This is a genomic window from Ectobacillus sp. OTK (assembly GCF_059698935.1).
Genome location: NZ_AP048547.1, coordinates 1,041,493 through 1,059,994, shown reverse-complemented (window position 1 = coordinate 1,059,994; position 18,502 = coordinate 1,041,493). Strand labels below are relative to the sequence as shown.

The 18,502-nt window shown below is 42.2% G+C and carries 19 protein-coding genes; 10 read left to right on the top strand and 9 right to left on the bottom strand.

Annotation, left to right across the window (positions count from 1 at the left end; genetic code table 11):
- Positions 1 to 159: 159 nt before the first annotated feature.
- The gene (locus AC6HZ4_RS05300) at positions 160 to 1,032 is read right to left on the bottom strand and encodes a Cof-type HAD-IIB family hydrolase (RefSeq protein WP_497493940.1); all 873 of its coding nucleotides are present in this window, start codon (positions 1,030 to 1,032) and stop codon (positions 160 to 162) included.
- Positions 1,033 to 1,312: 280 nt separating this feature from the next.
- Here AC6HZ4_RS05300 and AC6HZ4_RS05295 point away from each other — a divergent pair, with 280 nt between their 5' ends.
- Positions 1,313 to 1,927: a DNA-3-methyladenine glycosylase gene (locus tag AC6HZ4_RS05295; protein WP_497493939.1), complete on the top strand. Its 615-nt coding sequence runs from the start codon at positions 1,313 to 1,315 to the stop codon at positions 1,925 to 1,927.
- 378 nt (positions 1,928 to 2,305) lie between these two features.
- Here the strand turns inward: AC6HZ4_RS05295 and AC6HZ4_RS05290 are convergent, their stop codons facing one another.
- Positions 2,306 to 2,656: a YlbF/YmcA family competence regulator gene (locus AC6HZ4_RS05290; RefSeq protein ID WP_497493938.1), complete on the bottom strand. Its 351-nt coding sequence runs from the start codon at positions 2,654 to 2,656 to the stop codon at positions 2,306 to 2,308.
- A gap of 77 nt (positions 2,657 to 2,733) precedes the next feature.
- Positions 2,734 to 3,879, bottom strand: coding sequence for a DUF445 domain-containing protein (locus AC6HZ4_RS05285; protein WP_497493937.1), 1,146 nt, complete (start codon positions 3,877 to 3,879; stop codon positions 2,734 to 2,736).
- A gap of 91 nt (positions 3,880 to 3,970) precedes the next feature.
- On the opposite strand from AC6HZ4_RS05285, the gene AC6HZ4_RS05280 reads away from it, so the two are divergent.
- The 7 genes from AC6HZ4_RS05280 (at position 3,971) to AC6HZ4_RS05250 (ending at position 12,222) form a co-directional block, all read left to right on the top strand.
- Positions 3,971 to 5,344, top strand: coding sequence for a YheC/YheD family endospore coat-associated protein (locus tag AC6HZ4_RS05280; RefSeq protein ID WP_497493936.1), 1,374 nt, complete (start codon positions 3,971 to 3,973; stop codon positions 5,342 to 5,344).
- A complete protein-coding gene (locus AC6HZ4_RS05275) occupies positions 5,344 to 6,423 on the top strand; it encodes a YheC/YheD family endospore coat-associated protein (RefSeq protein ID WP_497493935.1) in 1,080 nt (359 codons plus the stop codon). The genes AC6HZ4_RS05280 and AC6HZ4_RS05275 overlap by 1 nt, the downstream gene beginning before the upstream one ends.
- Positions 6,420 to 7,784 (top strand): YheC/YheD family endospore coat-associated protein, encoded by a 1,365-nt coding sequence (locus AC6HZ4_RS05270; RefSeq protein ID WP_497493934.1) that lies wholly within the window; start codon positions 6,420 to 6,422, stop codon positions 7,782 to 7,784. The genes AC6HZ4_RS05275 and AC6HZ4_RS05270 overlap by 4 nt, the downstream gene beginning before the upstream one ends.
- Positions 7,781 to 8,944, top strand: coding sequence for a YheC/YheD family endospore coat-associated protein (locus tag AC6HZ4_RS05265; RefSeq protein WP_497493933.1), 1,164 nt, complete (start codon positions 7,781 to 7,783; stop codon positions 8,942 to 8,944). The genes AC6HZ4_RS05270 and AC6HZ4_RS05265 overlap by 4 nt, the downstream gene beginning before the upstream one ends.
- A gap of 514 nt (positions 8,945 to 9,458) precedes the next feature.
- Positions 9,459 to 9,905, top strand: coding sequence for an Rrf2 family transcriptional regulator (locus AC6HZ4_RS05260; RefSeq protein WP_497493932.1), 447 nt, complete (start codon positions 9,459 to 9,461; stop codon positions 9,903 to 9,905).
- A 199-nt stretch (positions 9,906 to 10,104) separates the two neighbouring features.
- Positions 10,105 to 11,001 carry a PucR family transcriptional regulator gene (locus AC6HZ4_RS05255; RefSeq protein ID WP_497493931.1) on the top strand — a complete coding sequence of 299 codons (897 nt, stop codon included), beginning with the start codon at positions 10,105 to 10,107 and terminating at the stop codon, positions 10,999 to 11,001.
- Positions 11,002 to 11,124: 123 nt separating this feature from the next.
- A complete protein-coding gene (locus AC6HZ4_RS05250; RefSeq protein ID WP_497493930.1) occupies positions 11,125 to 12,222 on the top strand; it encodes an ABC transporter ATP-binding protein in 1,098 nt (365 codons plus the stop codon).
- A gap of 171 nt (positions 12,223 to 12,393) precedes the next feature.
- Here the strand turns inward: AC6HZ4_RS05250 and AC6HZ4_RS05245 are convergent, their stop codons facing one another.
- Both AC6HZ4_RS05245 and AC6HZ4_RS05240 read right to left on the bottom strand, forming a co-directional pair.
- A complete protein-coding gene (locus tag AC6HZ4_RS05245; protein WP_497493929.1) occupies positions 12,394 to 12,639 on the bottom strand; it encodes a hypothetical protein in 246 nt (81 codons plus the stop codon).
- Positions 12,640 to 12,688: 49 nt separating this feature from the next.
- The gene (locus AC6HZ4_RS05240) at positions 12,689 to 12,892 is read right to left on the bottom strand and encodes an alpha/beta-type small acid-soluble spore protein (RefSeq protein WP_497493927.1); all 204 of its coding nucleotides are present in this window, start codon (positions 12,890 to 12,892) and stop codon (positions 12,689 to 12,691) included.
- A gap of 284 nt (positions 12,893 to 13,176) precedes the next feature.
- On the opposite strand from AC6HZ4_RS05240, the gene AC6HZ4_RS05235 reads away from it, so the two are divergent.
- Together AC6HZ4_RS05235 and AC6HZ4_RS05230 are read left to right on the top strand one after the other, a co-directional pair.
- The gene (locus AC6HZ4_RS05235; protein ID WP_497493926.1) at positions 13,177 to 13,380 is read left to right on the top strand and encodes an alpha/beta-type small acid-soluble spore protein; all 204 of its coding nucleotides are present in this window, start codon (positions 13,177 to 13,179) and stop codon (positions 13,378 to 13,380) included.
- 153 nt (positions 13,381 to 13,533) lie between these two features.
- On the top strand, positions 13,534 to 14,727 hold the full coding sequence (locus tag AC6HZ4_RS05230; protein WP_497493925.1) for an ABC transporter permease: 1,194 nt from the start codon (positions 13,534 to 13,536) through the stop codon (positions 14,725 to 14,727).
- Positions 14,728 to 14,729: 2 nt separating this feature from the next.
- On the opposite strand, the gene AC6HZ4_RS05225 is transcribed toward AC6HZ4_RS05230, so the two are convergent.
- The 4 genes from AC6HZ4_RS05225 to AC6HZ4_RS05210 all read right to left on the bottom strand — a co-directional run bounded on the left by AC6HZ4_RS05225 (position 14,730) and on the right by AC6HZ4_RS05210 (position 18,501).
- Entirely contained in the window at positions 14,730 to 15,587 is an 858-nt protein-coding gene (locus AC6HZ4_RS05225; RefSeq protein ID WP_497493924.1) for a DegV family protein, read from the bottom strand.
- A gap of 261 nt (positions 15,588 to 15,848) precedes the next feature.
- Positions 15,849 to 17,150, bottom strand: a complete 1,302-nt coding sequence (locus tag AC6HZ4_RS05220; RefSeq protein WP_497493923.1) for an ammonium transporter — start codon at positions 17,148 to 17,150, stop codon at positions 15,849 to 15,851.
- Between the two features lie 7 nt (positions 17,151 to 17,157).
- Positions 17,158 to 17,517: a P-II family nitrogen regulator gene (locus tag AC6HZ4_RS05215; RefSeq protein WP_497493922.1), complete on the bottom strand. Its 360-nt coding sequence runs from the start codon at positions 17,515 to 17,517 to the stop codon at positions 17,158 to 17,160.
- Positions 17,518 to 17,808: 291 nt separating this feature from the next.
- Positions 17,809 to 18,501 carry a TerC family protein gene (locus tag AC6HZ4_RS05210; RefSeq protein ID WP_497493921.1) on the bottom strand — a complete coding sequence of 231 codons (693 nt, stop codon included), beginning with the start codon at positions 18,499 to 18,501 and terminating at the stop codon, positions 17,809 to 17,811.
- Position 18,502 lies beyond the last annotated feature (1 nt).

Sequence of the window (18,502 nt, the reverse complement as noted above, 5' to 3'; positions counted from 1 at the left end):
TATCTTTTGAGACACCTCTTGTTTTTCTATGTAAAAATAAAAAAGAACCAGCTCTCTTTTATATTAAAAATCATCCAGTTATATTCAAAGCAAGACCAAAAAGAAGGAGGCTGCCCTCAAAAGGTCGCTGAACGCAACCTTTTGGGCCAGCCTCATCCATCACCACTTTTTAATCTTAATATGTGCCTTAAGGAAGTTAAGCGGAAATTGCTTTCGAAAATGCTCTTTAATCATATATGTGACGCCGTGCTCATTATTAGAGCGTGTGACCCAATCCGCTGCTTTCTTCAGTGCAATGGGAGCATTGCCCATCGCTACACCAAGACCGACGTTTTCAATTACCTCTAAGTCATCCATACTGTCACCAATTGCAACCATTTCCCTCGGTTCAATCCCAAGGTGATGGCCAAGCTGCTGTAAGCCCCGCAGCTTCGAAACATCTGCCGGAAGAATTTCAATCTGCTCTCCTTCGTACTCAACGATATTAATATCCTCAAACGCCTCAGCTAAAGTGGCAAGAGCATGTTCTTTATCCTGCCTGCTTGAGAAAAACACATCAATTTTCGGTGAAGCTACCGGCTGATCGCGAAGTGTATCACCAAGTGATTCTACAAACTGAATGGGATAAAACACAGGGTCAGCACTCGACAGTACGGTTTTGGCAATTAAATTAGAAGCAAGGCTGCGGCGATTTCCAAGGGAAAATCGCTCATGACAAATGCGAATATTGCAATCAAAATGCTCCAGCACCTGTACAAGATTGAATGTTTTTTCCTCTGAGATACGCTTTTGGACAAGCGGTTCATCTAATGAAGAGGAAATAAAAGCACCGCTGTGCGTCACGAGAATGGAGTCCAGCTTTAACGCCTTCGCAATCTTTTGTGCAGATTGAAAGTTGCGGTTCGTAAACAATGTAACATAGACACCCTTCTCCCTTACAAAATCAATTGCTTCCTTCGTCCCCTTTTGCAGTCTACCATTTGGGCGAAGCAGTGTTCCATCTATGTTAATAGCTAATAAACGATAAATCATGATGAAGAACCTCCCTTTCTGAGCTGTGGCACTCTACAATTAACGTATGAGGCATGGATGGTAATTAGAACGAACGACGCAGTGTTCATCCTAGCTGCTTCCTGCAAGAGACAATTGGATCTATTTGATGATTACGTAACAACCGGCCCAAGTGGGTAAACTGTAACAGAACCGTGACATCCCGCACTATTAAGCAGAGATTTTTTCACACAGAAAGAAAGCTGAATCTGCATAATAACAGCATCTATCATATCCTATCTTTCGAAAAAGGAGAGTTCCTATGAAATGGCCTTTAAACTGGTATGAAGGTGATACACTTGATGTGGCAAAACGTCTTCTCGGGCATAGGCTTGTGCATGTTGTAGATGGAAAACGAAGAAGCGGCTTAATTGTTGAGACAGAGGCATATAAGGGTCCTGACGATAAAGCTGCTCACAGCTACGGCGGCCGTAGAACAGAGCGAACGGAGATTATGTTCGGCCCTCCTGGACACGCATATGTCTATTTAATCTATGGTATGTACCATTGTTTCAATATTATTACGGCCCCAGAGGGTATTCCACAAGGCGTACTCATTCGTGCGCTCGAACCAGATGAAGGAATAGAAGAAATGGCATCGTCCCGATTTGGAAAATCCAATATCACGAATAAACAATATAAAAACCTCACGAGCGGCCCAGGTAAACTATGCCGTGCGCTTGCTATTACAATAAAGCAAAAGGGATTATCTATGGAAAGTGACGAACTGTTTATGGAGGTTGTACCAACCGAAGTGCATTTATCGCAGCGCTATGAAATCACAGCCGGTCCGCGTATTGGGATTGATTACGCAGAAGAAGCAGTCCATTATCCGTGGCGGTTTTATTTTCAAGGTCATCCGTTTGTTTCAAAATAAAGAAAACTCGCCGATTGGCGAAGACAGAGGCGTAGTTGCACTTACACTTTATTCTTAAAATTTCCCACTACGTCGTTTTCGCTTCCAGCTGGAAATTTATACTTTCTTAAATTGTAAGAAAAGCGGACACGATCCGCCTCTCTTATAGCGAAACAACTCGCGCATAAAACACGCCGTTCGGGCAGAGCTGATTCACAGAAGTATTCCGTATGTTCTTCATTAGGGAAGACACTTTTTCCTTTTATGGTGAAGGTTATTTTGCGAAAAGGGAGCAGGCCGCTGAAGCTAGATAGTACCCAAAAGGTAATATTCCTCTATTCTTAGATAAAAACAAGCGCCTGCTTTCCTTTTGAATGCAGGCACTCGTTTTTTGTGCATTTACGCTAACGAACCATATAAATCCTCAAGCGGTTTTAGGATAATTTTATTTAAATCTCCAATGAGAACGTTGACACGCTGCTCTGCTTGCATGAGTTGTGCAATTTTTTGATTTTGCTGCACCTGCATGACAATTTGCTGAGCCTTCATATTATCCTCATCTGTAATTTGCTGACCCTGCATCATTTTTTGCTGCAATTCAAGCTGTACATTGCGGAATTGCTCAAATAATGCTTTCGCCTGCGGGTCTGCTTGTACGTTTGCGTAGCTTGCCTTTAAAGCTTGAAAATCCGGGTTCTCCATAATTGCTTTTTGCAGCGCGTAAGCTGCATCATACATATTAGTTGCCATGCTTTTTCCTCCTTCAGCCACTTCCGGCACGCTCTTAACTATACCAGACTATGTATCCTATGTGAAAATCTTTTTCCTTATGACATAAAGAGAAAAAGAAGTCCTTGCACCAAACCAATAAGGCCGCCAAGCAGTGCACCGAGGTACGTAATAGCCTTTAGTTCACTTTTAATAATAGATAACACCATCTCCTCCAGCCGCTCCGTCGGAAAGCTAGAAACCTCATTTTGTACAATTTCAGCTAAATGAAGTTTCTTCATGATATCCGACAAATTGGCGATTAAACTATCGAGACCTCTTTCTATCATCCGAGGGACTACCCCCTGCACAATCGCTTCTTGATAAGGAGATACGAGGTCGCGCACCGATTTCGAAAATATACGGTCTACCGTAGCTTCAATACGAAGAGCAGAGAACGTAAACTGACGGACGGCTTCTTCAGAGAGAAACGTTTCCACCTTTCTCTCCTTCACGCTGTTCCAAGCATTTTCAATCACATCGCAAAGCAGCTTCCTTGTGCCGTCTTGCTGTAAAAACTTAATCACCTCAGGTTGTACCCGCTCCGCTAAATTGCTATTGCCAAAAAACATGCCGACGAGGTTTAACAGCGTACCACGCGATGCAAGAAAATCATCAATCATTTTTGCAATGCGCTGCTTCCCCTCCGCACTTTCAAAATATGCAGTTGTTTTCTCCAGTAGAAAATCCGCCATCATCGGAATACCCTCATATACTCTTTCCTTCATAGCTGGAGAAAGTAATTCATTGATAGAAGAGGTTCCATATATTTCCCATGCTTGCGAGATTTTTTGCTCTACAATAGATTGGATCGCCTCTGTTGTTTTCCCCTCCAGCTGCCCGAGTCCAATATGCTGCAGCATTTCTCGTACCGATATATCTGTATGTATCCACCTCTGAGCCGCTTCCGCAGTCCATTCTGTTAACTCCTGCCGAAACTCCTCATTTTTTAGCTTTCGCTCAATTCCTTCCGGAGTAAGCAGATGCTTTACAACCATGCTTCCCATTTGATATGCCATTTCATCTCGCCGCTTTGGAATAATTCCTGGCGTAAACGGGACACGAAACTTTCCAATATAGATCGGATTATGGGGCCGAAACAGCATTTGAATGGCTACGTGATTCGTATATCCGCCAATAATCGCACCAAGACCTATCGTTGTAATCATATTTAACCATACATTCAAGATAATCCAACCTTCCATTTCACCTGTCGTATCATTTCCTCATAAAATACACTACTATCTATATTTCATTATAGAGCTTGGACAAAATGCAAGCAAATGAGGGACTTCTATGTTTTCTACAACAACAGTAAGAATAACCGAAAGCAGCTCGATTGACAACAGCAAGACAATCGCCTTATCGGGACGACTCGCCAAGCTATGGATGATTAAACCAAATGATACAATTACACTTTTTTTTGGTCTAACAAGTGCAACCGTGAATATTACTTCAATAGATGAAAAAGAAAATGCCATTCTCTGCCATGAAGCGCTTCTTGCACTTTTGAAAATCCCTGGGGATTATGCACTCCGCTGCAGTTATCTATCATCTAAAAAAGAACTGCATCTTGGACCTATTATCGCAATTATTACGGAAATTAAAGAACAAAGCTATCCTGTTTCCTTTGGCTCCCTTTCCTCCTTTTGCGAAGAATTTGCCCTTTTAAGCGAACAAAGCGCTTGCTTTTGCTATATCACCTCTCTGTCCCTTTGGAAGGACGAAGAAGTGTGGGGATATCACTACGAGGATGGACGATGGAAAAAGGAGCAGATGCCGTTTCCGAATATTGTCCATAACCGCATTCACTCTCGAAAGACAGAGCAAAGCATTGTATTCTTCAACTGGCTCCAAACCTTGAAACTCTATCATATTCCCCACTTTAACGACCGCTTTTTGAACAAATGGGAGGTATATGAAGCGCTCGAGCAATTCGCTTATTTACAGCCGTATATTCCCCGTACCTTCTTATTTCATAGCAAACAAGTGCTGGAAGAGGCGCTTGCCCTTTATGATTGCATATTTGTAAAACCAGCCTATGGAAGCCAAGGACGAAAAATTTTTAAGGTAACTCGTACCGAACATGAATATACATTAAACTATACGACCTTTTCGGATGACATTCATACTTCGTACACATCAGTCGATAGCTTGTTTGCAGCCCTTAAGCCTCACATCGGACGCCGCCCTTACATTGTTCAGCAGGGTGTAGCGTTGTATACGTATGAAGAGCGGCCTGTTGATTTTCGTATTCTTTGCCACAAAACAGAACAAAACAGATGGAAGCTTACCTCCGCCGTCGCGCGCGTTTCTTCTCCAAATGAATTTGTCTCTAATGTCGCGATGGGCGGAGAAATTTACAAGTTCGATGAAGTGCTGCAGCCTGCCTTCTCCGAGAAACAAATTCGACATTTGAAAAAGCTGTTGTCCGAGCTGGCACTGGAGACCGCTCAGTGCATTGGACAAAGCTATGACGGTCTATACGGAGAGCTCGGGATTGATTTAGGATTGGACAAAGACGGCAATCCTTGGCTCATTGAAGTCAATTCAAAGCCGTCCAAAAACATGCTTCCAAACGCTATACCAACGCCTATTCGACCATCGGTCCGGTCCGTCCTGCAATATTGTTGCTTGGCTGCTCAGCACCCATATAAGGAGGAATCATAATGATACTCGGCTTATTATCTCTTCGATCTGATCAAGAAACAGAGTATTTTACAGAAATCGCGAAACGAGCTCGTCTGCACGACATGCAGGTTGTTCGATTTACGCCTTTTCAAATCATCCCCGCAACAGAGCAGGTTCATGGCTTATTGTTTGATTCTACAGAGGAGCGATGGATACAGCACACCTTCCCCATTCCTCCTTTTATTTATGATCGCTGCTTTTATAATCGCACAGAAGCCTCAAGGAAAGGAAAGCCAATCGTAGAATGGCTGAAAAAACGACCGCAAACCCAATTTTTAGGGTATGGTCTGCCTGATAAGCTGCAAACCTACTCGATTCTCTCCCGTCATCCAGCTACGGCGCCTTATGTCCCCTACACCGTGGAAGCAACGATAGAAAACGTTTGGAAATATGTATGGAAGCATAAACAAGCTGCTTTAAAGCCAGCAAACGGGTCTCAAGGAAACGGATTTTGCTACCTATCCTATGGGCGCCGTTCTATTCAAGCAATCGTACAGCAAGCAAAGCAAACAATAACAGAAAGCTTTATTTCCAAAGAAGATTTTTTATCTTGGCTCGGCCCTATACTGCAATCACAGGTTTACATGCTGCAGCCGTTTTTATCCGTGCAGGATGCACACGGACGTCCATTTGATATTCGCGTTTTGCTGCAAAAAAACGGAAGCGGTGTTTGGGAGGAGGTCGGACGGGGGGTGCGCTGCGGCAACGAACAGGCCTTTGTTTCTAATTTATATGCAGGAAGCCGCACCATCACATATGAGAAGTGGAAACAATCGTATCCGGGCGGGGAGCGCCTGCTGCTCGAGGACAACATCGCTACCCTCCTCAAAGCTGTACCTGCAGCGTTAGAACAAACACTGCCGCCGCTGTTTGAAATCGGTATTGATATTTCTGTCGACCAAAACCGGGCTGTTTGGCTTCTCGATGTTAATTCGAAGCCTGGGCGAAGGGTAATGCTAGAGTGCAAGCCAGAAAGCGCTGACCAACTGTATCATGCGCCGCTTGCCTATTGCAAATACTTAATGCTTGAGGCACAAAAAGGAGCGAATTCAAAATGAAGCTGCATTCTTATATTCTGCAGGAAAGCGGTCTGGAGCCAAACACCGTATATCTCCCATATACATTCCATGATATTAAAACACTGAAATATATTTCATTTGGCACAAAAATTATTGAATGTGACGTACGAACAGATTATTTATCAAATAACACCATTTTCATCGGGCGGGAGATTATAACAGATTTAAAGCTGCCGTTTCTCATACCGATTCATGTATTCGTATACGAAGAAACGATTGTAATTGGTCCACTGATCGGTATTTTTACAGCCGGTTTTACAGAATCCCATCTGCGGCCGATCGGTGAACGCTCGTTGTTTTTTGCCAATCTGCTCACAGCAAAAGAGCATACGAAGGCATACTTGTTTGCATTTGGGTCACATCAAATTAACTGGAAGGAGGGAACCATTACCGCTTATTTTTATAACGAACAGCGCTGGGCGCAGCATGAGATCCCATTTCCACATGTGGTGTACGATCGGCTCCCAAACCGACAAACGGAAAACCACCGTGCGATCGCCCGCGTGAAGGAACGGCTCCAGCATGAATACTTAATTCCTTGGTTTAATCCTGGATTTTTTAATAAGTGGGATATTTACCGTTGCTTACGGAAGGATGAAGCGGCAGTTTCCTACTTGCCGGAAACACATCGCTTTACAAATTTTGATCAAATTGAATATCTTTTATCTAAGTACGGTCATGTGTACATTAAACCTATTAACGGAAGCTTAGGGAGCGGTATTTATCAAGTTCGGTATGCTTTTGAGGAAAATGAGTATTACTGCCGCTATCGTGACGTTGATGGAAATAAGCTGCGTAAATATCATTCCCTTGAATATCTCATCAATCACCTCTTAAGCCGTTATAATTTAGAAACGTTTATCGTACAGCAGGGCATTTCATTACTGCGCATAAACGGGCAGCCTGTCGATTTCCGGATTCATACAAATAAGGATAGACACGGCTATTGGCGAATGAGCGCGATCGCTGCCAAAATCGCTGGGCAGGGAAGCATGACTACGCATATGAATAATGGAGGCGATGTAAAAACTCTAGACGAAATCTTTCCTGACCCGGTCGAAAGAGAAAATGTGCTGCAAAAGCTAACAACAGCTGTCCTTCTGCTCAGTGAAAGCATCGATACGCATCTTGACGGCTGCATTGGGGAAATCGGCTTTGATATCGGCTTAGATAAGGCAGGTAAGGTCTGGCTGTTTGAGGCAAACTCCAAGCCGGGCCGCTCAATTTTTCATCATCCAAAGCTAAAGGAAAGCGATCGGCTGACGAAGGAGCTTTTTTTGGAGTACGCGCTGCATTTAACCGAAAAATCACTATTCTCCCCTGAGGAGCTGTTTCAATGAACCAAATTTTCTATAACCCACAAACAGAACGCTGGCACTATCATGAAGAAGGACGAATGTTTGGCAAATCCCAGCTTGAAGCTGGCACTGAGCATTCCCTCTCCTTTTCCATCCGTCAGCAAGACGAGCGGCTCGGGCCGCTCGTTGGCATTTTAACAAGCGGCACACCAGAAGGAAAGCTTTGCGGGGATTTCACACGATTTGCTGCTATCCAAACAGCCCTTCAAAAACAAGGAGGTATTAGCTTCGTCTTTTCTCCGTACGGATTACAGGAAGGACATATTAGAGGATATGTATGGCTCTCGGAGAAACGATGGTACAAATGTCGTTTTCCCTATCCCGATATCGTATACAATCGTGTGCCATACCGAAAGCATGAGCAAAGACCAGAAACGAAGAAAGTAATTGAACAACTCATACATCACGATATTCCGCTTTTTAATCCTTGCTTTTTTCCAAAATGGGAGAGCTACCAAGCATTTTTCGCAAATGAAGCACTGCGGCCATACTTGCTAGAAACAAGACTGCTGCAAACGATAGAAGATCTGCGGCACATGCTGCACAGCCACAAAGAAATATATGTAAAGCAATCTGAGGCCGCAAAAGGAAAGCATATTTTCTTTTTGCGATTTATTGCTGAAGATACGGTGCTTCAAAAAGACCTACAAGATGAGCGTATGCTGTCCGTTTCAGATATATGGTACTTTATCTCAAAGCAGCAAAAGCCGTATATTGCACAGCGCGCCCTTACTGCAGATATGCAAAATGGAAGAAAATACGATTTGCGCGTCTCTGTACATGCTGGGCCCGGGGCATTTCGCATCAGCGGCATCGGTGTGCGCCTTGCAAAAAAAGGACAGATCGTCACGCATGTTCCGCACGGCGGAGATATTATATTAGCGGAAGAGCTAGAGCGCCCTGTTCACTATCCTACTATCGAGATGCTGGCCGAGCAGTGCGGTCAAAGCCTGTGCAGCCGCTTTGGCCGCGTTCGGGAGTTTTCATTAGATATTGGCGTAGATGAAGCAGGGAACTATTATGTATTTGAAGCAAACAGCAAGCCGATGATTTTCGACGAGCCTCATATCTATACGGAAACTCTTCAGAACCTGCTGGCCGTATTTACTGCAGAAGCTGGGTTTTCTGAACAAATGGCATAATATTTTTTACTATCCTTAGAAACACTGCAGCTTCTTACACCTTGGCACACCTGTGTTCACTATGATTAGATATGAAACCGATAGGGATTCCTTCTCCCTATCGGTTTGTTGTTCTATACTACTTTTACCTTTCTTTTATCATTGTACTTTTCACGAACAGCTATTTTGAAATAAATAAAAAGCATGCAGATATGCTCCACATGCTTTTATACTTAATTAAAAAAGTATATGCCGCCGTTTTTGCTGTAACGTTAATGTTCATTCATATGCTGCCGTTTTTAGTCTTTTTCCTTGTATACGTTTTTGTTTCTTTTATCCAACTTTTTTGAATTCCATAAGTTTATATCATTAGAAACAGCTTAAAAGGAAAAACCTTTAATTTGTCAACCTAGTAAAAAACCTTTTTTATATTTTGTTGAATATTTTAAGGTATAATAACTTTGTAACAGAATGAATTACATGATAATGACGTGAGGACATATTGTTATGTTAATCGTAAGGAAGGTGACTAAAGATGTCCATCAGCAGCCGATTTGCTGTGGGGATTCATATACTATCGCTTATTGAAATCAATAAAGGCAGAGTAAGCTCATCAGAGTTTATAGCAGGAAGTATAAACACGAATCCAGTCGTGGTAAGAAGAATTATGGGGATGCTAAAACATGCAGGGTTAGTAAAAGTACGACCTGGTATCGCGGGTGCTGAACTAGCCAAAGATTTATCGGAAATCACATTGCTTGACGTCTATAAGGCGGTTAATGCTGTACAGGAGAAGGAATTGTTTAGTATACATGAAAATCCAAATCCAGCTTGTCCTGTGGGAAGGAACATTCAAGATACAATAGTTCCACTATTTTCAATTGCTCAACTAGCATTGGAGAAGACTCTAGAAAATGTAACCATGAAAGATGTTGTAAAGGATATTATAGAAAAAGAAAAATTAAATAATAGTATAGAATAGAGTTAAATAAAGGGCCGATCTAAAAGGCGCATAATGTGCCTTTTGAGGCCAAGCTCTTTTTTCGTCTTCTGAAAAAACAAAATAATGGATTTGAGAGCACTTCTTTTATGGCAAATTGTTCTTGAAGGCTATTTGCTTCGAAAGAAGGTCTTTTTTTGTGATAAAATACTCTAAAACCATTTTATGTAAGGAGACACCCATGCTAGAGAAACTAAGGCGCTATTATCAAGGACATATTGTAACGGATACAATGCCAGCCAATTATGAGGAATATTGCTGGTATATAGATGAACAAAACAACACCATTGGTATTGAAAAGAAAAAGCTAACAAAAAAAGATGAGGAGCTGCTGTCATTATTTTTAACTCCTGTATCTGGCGAAGAATTCAGCGTTTCTGCGGAACAACACGCCTGGAAGAAGTTTTTGTTTCAATCCGCTGAAGATATGCATCCGCTCCCCCCTCACGGACAAATGAAAACAGCACGATTTCTTCATTTTTCCATGAAAGAATCGTTTTTTGAGAAGCAAGCATTGGAAGAGGCGATGCAAGGGCTGCTCTCCTCTCCGTTCATTATTGTGTGGCAAACAAACAAAAGCGGTATTATTGTAGAGACATATCCCCATCTGAAGCCAGAGACAGAACTCGATTTCGAAGCGTTCGATGCGTTAACAACGGATTTTCTGATTACACCGAGCATTCTCATCGGAAGGCTGCACCCCATGCAACCGTCTCTTTTGCAGCAATTTCAATGGGAGCAAAAATGCTTTCAATTTGCTCAATCACACCTAAAGAAGCGGCATATTTACAAATTAGAGGATGTGCTGCCCTATTTATTTTTAGAAAAGCAGGATGTAACACTGCTTCCATTTCTATTTGGCGAAACACAGAATGATCAAGAGTTGTTAGCAACGGTGCAAACTTACCTAGAATGCAACCTGAATGTATCTCTGGCTGCGAAAAAGCAGTATATGCACCGCAATAGCGTGCAATACCGTGTTGACAAATTCATTGAAAAAACAGGAATTGATATTAAAACGTTCAAAGGTGCTGTTGCCGTGTATATGGCCTTGCTTTTGCAGGATGCCTCCTCCTGACTTTGTAAACGTTGCACAAATGAAAGCGTTTTTTTATTCACTTTTCCCATTTCCAGCTTGGACCATTTGAGATAGACTTAATGATAAGGAAAACGATTTCATTTAAAACAGGGGGTAACAAAAATGGCTGAGTTAAAATTAGATCACATTTATAAAATTTATGATAATAATGTAACGGCAGTAACAGACTTCAATCTTCACATTGCAGATAAAGAATTTATCGTATTCGTAGGTCCTTCTGGCTGCGGTAAATCTACAACACTTCGCATGATCGCAGGACTAGAAGAAATCTCTAAAGGTGATTTCCTTATCGATGGCAAACGCGTGAACGATGTAGCACCAAAGGATCGCGACATCGCGATGGTATTCCAAAACTACGCATTATATCCTCACATGAGCGTGTATGACAACATGGCATTCGGCTTAAAGCTTCGTAAATTTGACAAAGCGGAAATTGACAAGCGAGTAAAAGAAGCAGCTCGTATCCTTGGACTTGAGCAATACTTAGATCGTAAGCCAAAAGCTCTTTCCGGCGGTCAACGTCAGCGTGTGGCCTTAGGACGTGCGATCGTTCGTGACGCAAAAGTATTCTTAATGGACGAGCCTTTATCTAACCTTGATGCAAAGCTTCGCGTATCGATGCGTGCGGAAATTTCTAAGCTTCACCAACGCTTAGGTACAACAACTATTTATGTAACGCATGACCAAACAGAAGCAATGACAATGGCAACTCGCCTCGTAGTTATGAAGGATGGAATTATCCAGCAGGTTGGAACGCCAAAAGAGGTATACGAAAAGCCAGAAAACGTATTCGTAGGCGGCTTTATCGGTTCTCCTGCGATGAACTTCTTCCGCGGTGCATTAACAGACAAGGGCTTCAAAGTGGACAATGTGACACTGTCTGTTCCAGAAGGAAAAATGAAAATGCTTCGTGAACAAGGCTATGTAGGAAAAGAAGTAATCATGGGAATTCGTCCAGAGGATATTCATGATGAGCCTGTATTCATTAACGCATCAAAAGGCTCAACTGTAAACGCAAAAATTGAAGTATCCGAATTGCTAGGCGCAGAGTCTATGCTTTACTCTCAAATCGGCGGCCAAGATTTCGTAGCGCGTGTTGATGCACGTACGGATTTCAAACCTGGTCAAACAGTAACACTTGGCTTTGACATGAACAAGGTTCACTTCTTTGACTCTAACAACGAGCAGCGCATTCGATAAAGAAAACTCGCTGATTGGCGAGCCGTTAGGCGAAGACAGAAGCGTAGTTGCACTTACACTGTACTCCTAAAATTTCCGACTATGTCGAATTGGCTTCCCGCTGAAAATTTATACTTCCTTACAGTGTACAAACAACCATAACCCGTCTCCGAGCATGAAGAGACGGGTTATTTATATTTGCTGCACCTTAATAGAAAAGTCTCGTTCACAGCTGGGACAATGGTATAAGTGCAAGCAATACTGGTTCGATTCCTCATGAGATAAGCCATCAACCTTCTCTAGCAGCTGTTGGTCCATATATGCACTGTAAGGACCTAAATAATCTACTGTTTTTCCGCAATCCTCCATGCTGGCAGAGCAGTTTGGACATGGATGCGGAATCTCGGTGAATCCGTTGCAGACAGGACACATTGACATACATATACCCCCAAAAAAGGACGGGATCCCCCGCCCTTATAGCCATTATTTATCGTTGAAAACCGCCTAATTGCTGTTCAGCCATTGCTACAAGACGTTTTGTAATCTCGCCGCCGACAGAGCCGTTAGAACGAGAAGTTGCTTCTGCACCAAGTTGAACGCCGAACTCTTGAGCAATTTCATATTTCATTTGATCAAGTGCAGATTGAGCACCTTGAACAAGAAGCTGATTGCTGTTATTGTTGTTCGCCATGCTGTTTCACCTCCTTAAGTGGTGTAAGCATAGTATACGGAGAACTTTTGTTCATATGTATAGCATTTATGTGTAAATTTTGGAATATCTTTTCGTTTAAATATTGGAAAAAATTACAATATATTCTACTGCATATATATATCTTCTCCATCCATACTAGTACTACAGCAGCGCAAAGCAAGACAATCACAACACCGATGGATTAGAGCCGATAAGGCGGCCAAACTGGTTCAACTCCAGCTAATCCAACCAAAAAATTAAACATTCATCAAGGAGGAACTAACATGGCTTCTAATAGCAGCAGAAATCAATTACTTGTATCTGGCGCTGAGTCTGCCCTAGATCAAATGAAGTACGAAATTGCACAAGAATTTGGTGTACAGCTTGGAGCTGACACAACAGCACGTGCAAATGGTTCCGTAGGTGGCGAAATTACAAAACGTCTTGTAGCAATGGCAGAACAACAACTTGGCGGATTCCAACGCTAATTTCATAACATGGCTAAAAAGGTCTCGGCATGATGTCGGGACCTTTCTGATGCAATGTAACTTTCCCTTCTTTTGTTTTTAGACAAAGCAGGAGATACATAAGGTACAAAGAACTAATAACTGAAACGACTAAGATACAAGGGGGAGATTCCAATGGATGGACATCAGCTTTGGTCAGAACGGTTTCAGCACCATATACAAAGGAATGCAAAGTATCTCTCGCTCATTGCGGGAAGCTTATTCTATGCATTCCTTTGTTTGTTTGGTATATGCGGCTACTATTATGCAAAGCTACTTCAAGCCCCTCCATCTAAAGAGACTTCCATCCTCTGTATCACTCTGCCACTCTCCTTTATCTTAACACGGGTTCGCCTTCGCACGTTTTTAAAGGATGCCGATCTTGTATTTCTATTAGCGGCAGAGCATCGGCTGGGTTCCTATTTTAAAAATAGTCTTCTTTACAGCTTTTCGATACAATGGCTATCCCTCTGTATCACAGCACTACTAGCAGTTCCTCTTTATAGGAAAGTCGGTACGACAGACCCGCTCTTTTTCTGGAACGCTTTATTCCTGCTTTCTGTCGTAAAAGGATGGAATGTATCTATACACTGGCTTTGGCATCATCATGCAGAAGAAAGCAAAATAAGATACATCCTGCGTTTCATTCTAAACATAGCTTTTTCTTACTTGCTCCTGCAGCGATCATCCCTTTATTTGCTTATCGCCATCCTGCTGCTTATGCTGCTTATTTTTATATATTCTATACGAACAAAATCGTCAGCAATCCATTGGGAACGACTCATTCAGCAAGAACACGAACAAGATCTCGTTTTTTACCGCTTCCTCAATATTTTTACAGACATTCCGCAAATTATACGGAAAGTAAAGCCGCGTGCGGTTTTGACAGCTTTTATCAAAAATCCGATTGAACGAACAAAGCTTCCGTTTTTATATGTCTATAGTCTCGCCTTTATAAGAGCGAATGACTACCTGGGACTATACGTGCGTTTTTTACTTGTCACAGCTATTTTTTTATTTTACATACAAGGCTTTCTGGGAAAGTATGCAGCTTCTGTCGTATTCCTATATTTGTCTAACCTACAAATGCTGGCCCTTTGGAAGCATTTCTATGGGCATGCCATATTAGAGCTATATCCACTTACACATGAAAGCAGAAAGCGAGCGTTCTTCACCCTGCTGCTTATGCTCACCCTGTTTAGCAATACGATATTCTCCATCATAATCGCAGCGACAATTCCAAACCCTTACTTTATTCTTCTTTCCTTTTGCAGCGGAATTTTGATTACACCATTGCTTCTGCATCGTCGCGTGAAACAGCTGTCATAATCCTAGCCATCTAAATGTGTATTGTACCACATGACTGCAAGCGTTCCTTCTCCCGCATGAACGCTTAACGTAGAGGTGATAGGAACAATATCCACACGCAGGCGCGGGTGCATCTCTAGAAGCATCTCTTTCCATCGAAGTGCATCCTCCTCGCGATTGCCGTGAATGACAGCCATTCTTGTTACATCATGCTTGGTAAAAGCTTCACGGCACTTTTCCATAATCAGCTTAGCAGCCTTCTTCTCAGAGCGTACCTTTTCAAATACATCCACAATACCATCACGAATTTGTAAAATCGGTTTAATGTTTAATAAAGTACCTAGAACAAACTGCGCGTTGCTTAAACGGCCACCTTTATGAAGCTGAGTCAAATTCCCGATTAAAATGTAGTTTTCCAATGCAGGAACGATCTCTTCTAGACGACTGGTAATCTCGGCAATTGTTTTCCCTTGCTTCTCCATATGTAAGCCTTCTTCAAGCAAATAAGTCATCCCTGCTGTCGTTACCCTCGTATCAATTAGATGATAGGAAATGCCCGCTATGTCAGCTCCCTGTTTACTGGCTGAATAGGTACCGCTTAGCTTCTCAGATATATGAAGTATCATAAAATGCTCGTATGTTTCTTTTAGCTGCTCATACAGCTGCACAAATTTGCCGATGGACGGCTGAGAGGTTGTCGGAACAGCGTTATGCTGCTTCATCTTTTCATAAATTTGCTGCTCATCAATTGTTACGCCGTCCTCATACGTTTCTTCTCCAAACATAATGACCAATGGAACAACGTATACATCTGGATGCTGCCGCAATTCCTCTGATAAGTATGCTGTGCTATCCGTAATCCAAGCGATTTTCTTTTTCACGCTTGCTCCTCCTCTATTGTAAAACCTCATCTTAATGGCTACTATCATACTATACAGCAAATTCATCCTTATGCTCAAATGCTGGCCGAAACAAACGAATTAAGGCAAAAATTTGAGAAAATCATAAACCAATACATGGGACTGTATAGATGAGATACAGCATCAGATCAACGAACTTGCTCGAACTTATGATCACTGCATATAAAAACGCAACAGAAAAACTCATTCTGTTGCGTTCATATGTTGATACCATTTTATTTTTTATTGAACACTGCTTTTTGGCTGCGCAACTACAATACCTGTTGTTTCTTGAAAATCATACAGATTTACAGGAATATCTGTAAAGCGCTCCAAGTCGTTGTAAGCCGGGATACCGTGAAGAGACATATCAAGACCTTCCTCTTCTTCCTCTTCAGTCACACGAAGACCAACTGTTTTCTCCGCCAGCTTCGCAATGAAAGCACCGCCTGCAAAGCCCCAAACCGCAACGACAACAGCACCAAGTAATTGAACAAGCAATAAGGATGTATGACCTGTTGTCAATAATCCTTCCTGTACATCAAACAAGCCAACTGCAATTGTTCCGAACACACCGTTTGCACCGTGCACCGCAACCGCACCAACAGGATCATCAATTTTCATATTATCGACGAGCAGCGTTGCATAAATGACAATCACGCCGCTAATTGCACCAATTAGAATTGCACTCCATTGTGACACGAACGCACAGCCTGCCGTCACCGCGACAAGTCCGGACAAAATACCATTAATCGTCATACTAGGGTCTGCCTTGCCGTATTTCTTCATCGTAACAAACAATGCGACTGTACCGCCGCTCGCCCCCGCAAGCATTGTATTTAAAGCAACAGGTGCAAGAGCAGCATTGGACGCATCAAGCGTACTTCCTGCATTAAACGCAAACCAGCCAAACCATAAAATAAATGCACCAGAAGACGCTAACGGAATATTACTTGGCGCAAATACGTTTGCGCTGCCGTCTGAATTAAAGCGTCCTTTTCTTGCCCCAAGCAGCTTTGCCATCGCTAAAGCCGCAAAGCCTCCCATCGCGTGAATTACAGCAGAGCCGGCAAAATCCTTCATGCCAAGCTTTGCAAGCCATCCATCACTGCTCCAAATCCAGTAACCAGATAGCGGATAAATAATAAGAGTCATAAGTGCAGCTGTTAAAATATAAGCTTTAAAATTCATACGTTCCGCTACTGCTCCAGAAATAATGGAAATACATGCAATGGCAAAGCCAATTTGAAATAGCACATACGCTGCGCTTGGTAAGGGAAGCTCACCAAGATCAATGCTTTCCGGGCTTCCGAACAAGCTTGTGCCGATGAAACCAAACGCATCTTTACCAAACATAATACCGAAGCCGACCAACCAGAAAGCAAGGGCACCAATTGTTAAATCAACAAAGATTTTCATAGTTACATTGACTGCATTTTTTGTCCGTACTAAACCTGCCTCCAGCAAGCTAAAGCCGCCCTCCATAAAGAGAACCATTGCCGCTGCAAGTACAATCCATACCGTATTTAAATACATAAGCTCCATCTTTTCATCATCCCTCCTGCTGTGCCAAATCATCAATATCAAAATCAACTAAACCTGTTCGGATATTGTAAGCTTCAAAAATAGGATACACATATATCTTTCCGTCTCCATCCGTTCCTGTTTGAGCTGCTTCAATAACCGCTTGAATTGTCCGCTCTACCATATAATCAGACAAAACAATTTCTAGCTTCACTTTCGGATGTAATGTTACTGTATAATTTTTACCACGATACACACCCTTTGCATCCTTTTGCTTTCCTCTACCAACTACTTGTGAAACAGTAAAACCCGTTATTCCAATTGCTTTTAAAGCACGTATTGTTTCGGTTAAGCGCTGCGGTCTAATAATAGCTTCAATTTTCTTCATTGCGACAATCTCCTTACGTGTAAGATTTTCTAACACCGGATGATACAAATTATAACTTATTAAAAAAGAAAGTCAATGCTTTCTTACAACGTAATTTTTGGTATTTAAACTCTGCAATTATAATCATCTCTCGCTAGCGCCGCCTTTCTATATAAGCACTTTCCTGGTTATAAACAAAACATTGCTGTAAGCTAAAAAGTTCACTGCAAGTGGAAACATGTAGAACTATCCTCATTAAAATTGGACTTTTGAAAAGCAAAAAAGCCTTGCTTATTAGCAAGGCTAGTTGAACTACATTGATGCTCTCTCTGCTGTATGTTCATTTTTGTGATCATTTTTCTTTTTTATTGTTCCTGCAACAACAACAGCAGCAACGACAAGAAGTTCAAATCCATACTTGATAATAGGATTTACAAAATACGGTTTCAGGAACGGTTCGTCTACGATCATTTTAGACGCTGTCCAAGCAAGAACGGCGGCACCGATTGTAATGATAATAGGAAAACGCTCCACAAACTTCAGGATAAGTGTGCTTCCCCATACAACGATCGGAACAGAAACAACCAGCCCGAGAATTACAAGCAGGAAGCTTCCATGTGCAGCTCCCGCAACTGCAAGCACATTATCTAATCCCATCAATGCATCAGCAATAATAATGGTACGAATTGCTTCCCAAAAATTATTTCCCTCTTTTACATCATGTCCCTTCTCATCTATAAGCAGCTTATATGCAATCCAGATAAGCAGGATGCCCCCAACAAGCAGCAATCCTGGAATTTTCAATAACCACACTACAACCAATGTTGCTAAAGCACGGATACCAATAGCACCGACCGTGCCCCAAATAATAACCTTTTTTTGTTGATCCTTTGGCAGCTTTCTTGCTGCAAGGCCAATTACAATTGCGTTATCCCCTGCCAGCACTAAGTCAATGACGATGATCGCTAACAACGCCGATAAAAATTCTGCCGAAAATAGATCCATT

Excerpts from the sequence above, each read along its gene's own strand:
- AC6HZ4_RS05210 (WP_497493921.1), bottom strand. The coding sequence starts at position 18,501 with ATGGATCTATTTTCGGCAGAATTTTTATCGGCGTTGTTAGCGATCATC.
- AC6HZ4_RS05280 (WP_497493936.1), top strand. The coding sequence starts at position 3,971 with ATGTTTTCTACAACAACAGTAAGAATAACCGAAAGCAGCTCGATTGAC.
- AC6HZ4_RS05240 (WP_497493927.1), bottom strand. The coding sequence starts at position 12,892 with ATGGCGAACAACAATAACAGCAATCAGCTTCTTGTTCAAGGTGCTCAA.
- AC6HZ4_RS05220 (WP_497493923.1), bottom strand. The coding sequence starts at position 17,150 with ATGGAGCTTATGTATTTAAATACGGTATGGATTGTACTTGCAGCGGCA.
- AC6HZ4_RS05250 (WP_497493930.1), top strand. The coding sequence starts at position 11,125 with ATGGCTGAGTTAAAATTAGATCACATTTATAAAATTTATGATAATAAT.
- AC6HZ4_RS05290 (WP_497493938.1), bottom strand. The coding sequence starts at position 2,656 with ATGGCAACTAATATGTATGATGCAGCTTACGCGCTGCAAAAAGCAATT.
- AC6HZ4_RS05245 (WP_497493929.1), bottom strand. The coding sequence starts at position 12,639 with ATGTCAATGTGTCCTGTCTGCAACGGATTCACCGAGATTCCGCATCCA.
- AC6HZ4_RS05300 (WP_497493940.1), bottom strand. The coding sequence starts at position 1,032 with ATGATTTATCGTTTATTAGCTATTAACATAGATGGAACACTGCTTCGC.
- AC6HZ4_RS05215 (WP_497493922.1), bottom strand. The coding sequence starts at position 17,517 with ATGAAGAAAATTGAAGCTATTATTAGACCGCAGCGCTTAACCGAAACA.
- AC6HZ4_RS05260 (WP_497493932.1), top strand. The coding sequence starts at position 9,459 with ATGTCCATCAGCAGCCGATTTGCTGTGGGGATTCATATACTATCGCTT.
- AC6HZ4_RS05270 (WP_497493934.1), top strand. The coding sequence starts at position 6,420 with ATGAAGCTGCATTCTTATATTCTGCAGGAAAGCGGTCTGGAGCCAAAC.
- AC6HZ4_RS05265 (WP_497493933.1), top strand. The coding sequence starts at position 7,781 with ATGAACCAAATTTTCTATAACCCACAAACAGAACGCTGGCACTATCAT.
- AC6HZ4_RS05230 (WP_497493925.1), top strand. The coding sequence starts at position 13,534 with ATGGATGGACATCAGCTTTGGTCAGAACGGTTTCAGCACCATATACAA.
- AC6HZ4_RS05285 (WP_497493937.1), bottom strand. The coding sequence starts at position 3,879 with ATGGAAGGTTGGATTATCTTGAATGTATGGTTAAATATGATTACAACG.
- AC6HZ4_RS05255 (WP_497493931.1), top strand. The coding sequence starts at position 10,105 with ATGCTAGAGAAACTAAGGCGCTATTATCAAGGACATATTGTAACGGAT.
- AC6HZ4_RS05235 (WP_497493926.1), top strand. The coding sequence starts at position 13,177 with ATGGCTTCTAATAGCAGCAGAAATCAATTACTTGTATCTGGCGCTGAG.
- AC6HZ4_RS05295 (WP_497493939.1), top strand. The coding sequence starts at position 1,313 with ATGAAATGGCCTTTAAACTGGTATGAAGGTGATACACTTGATGTGGCA.
- AC6HZ4_RS05275 (WP_497493935.1), top strand. The coding sequence starts at position 5,344 with ATGATACTCGGCTTATTATCTCTTCGATCTGATCAAGAAACAGAGTAT.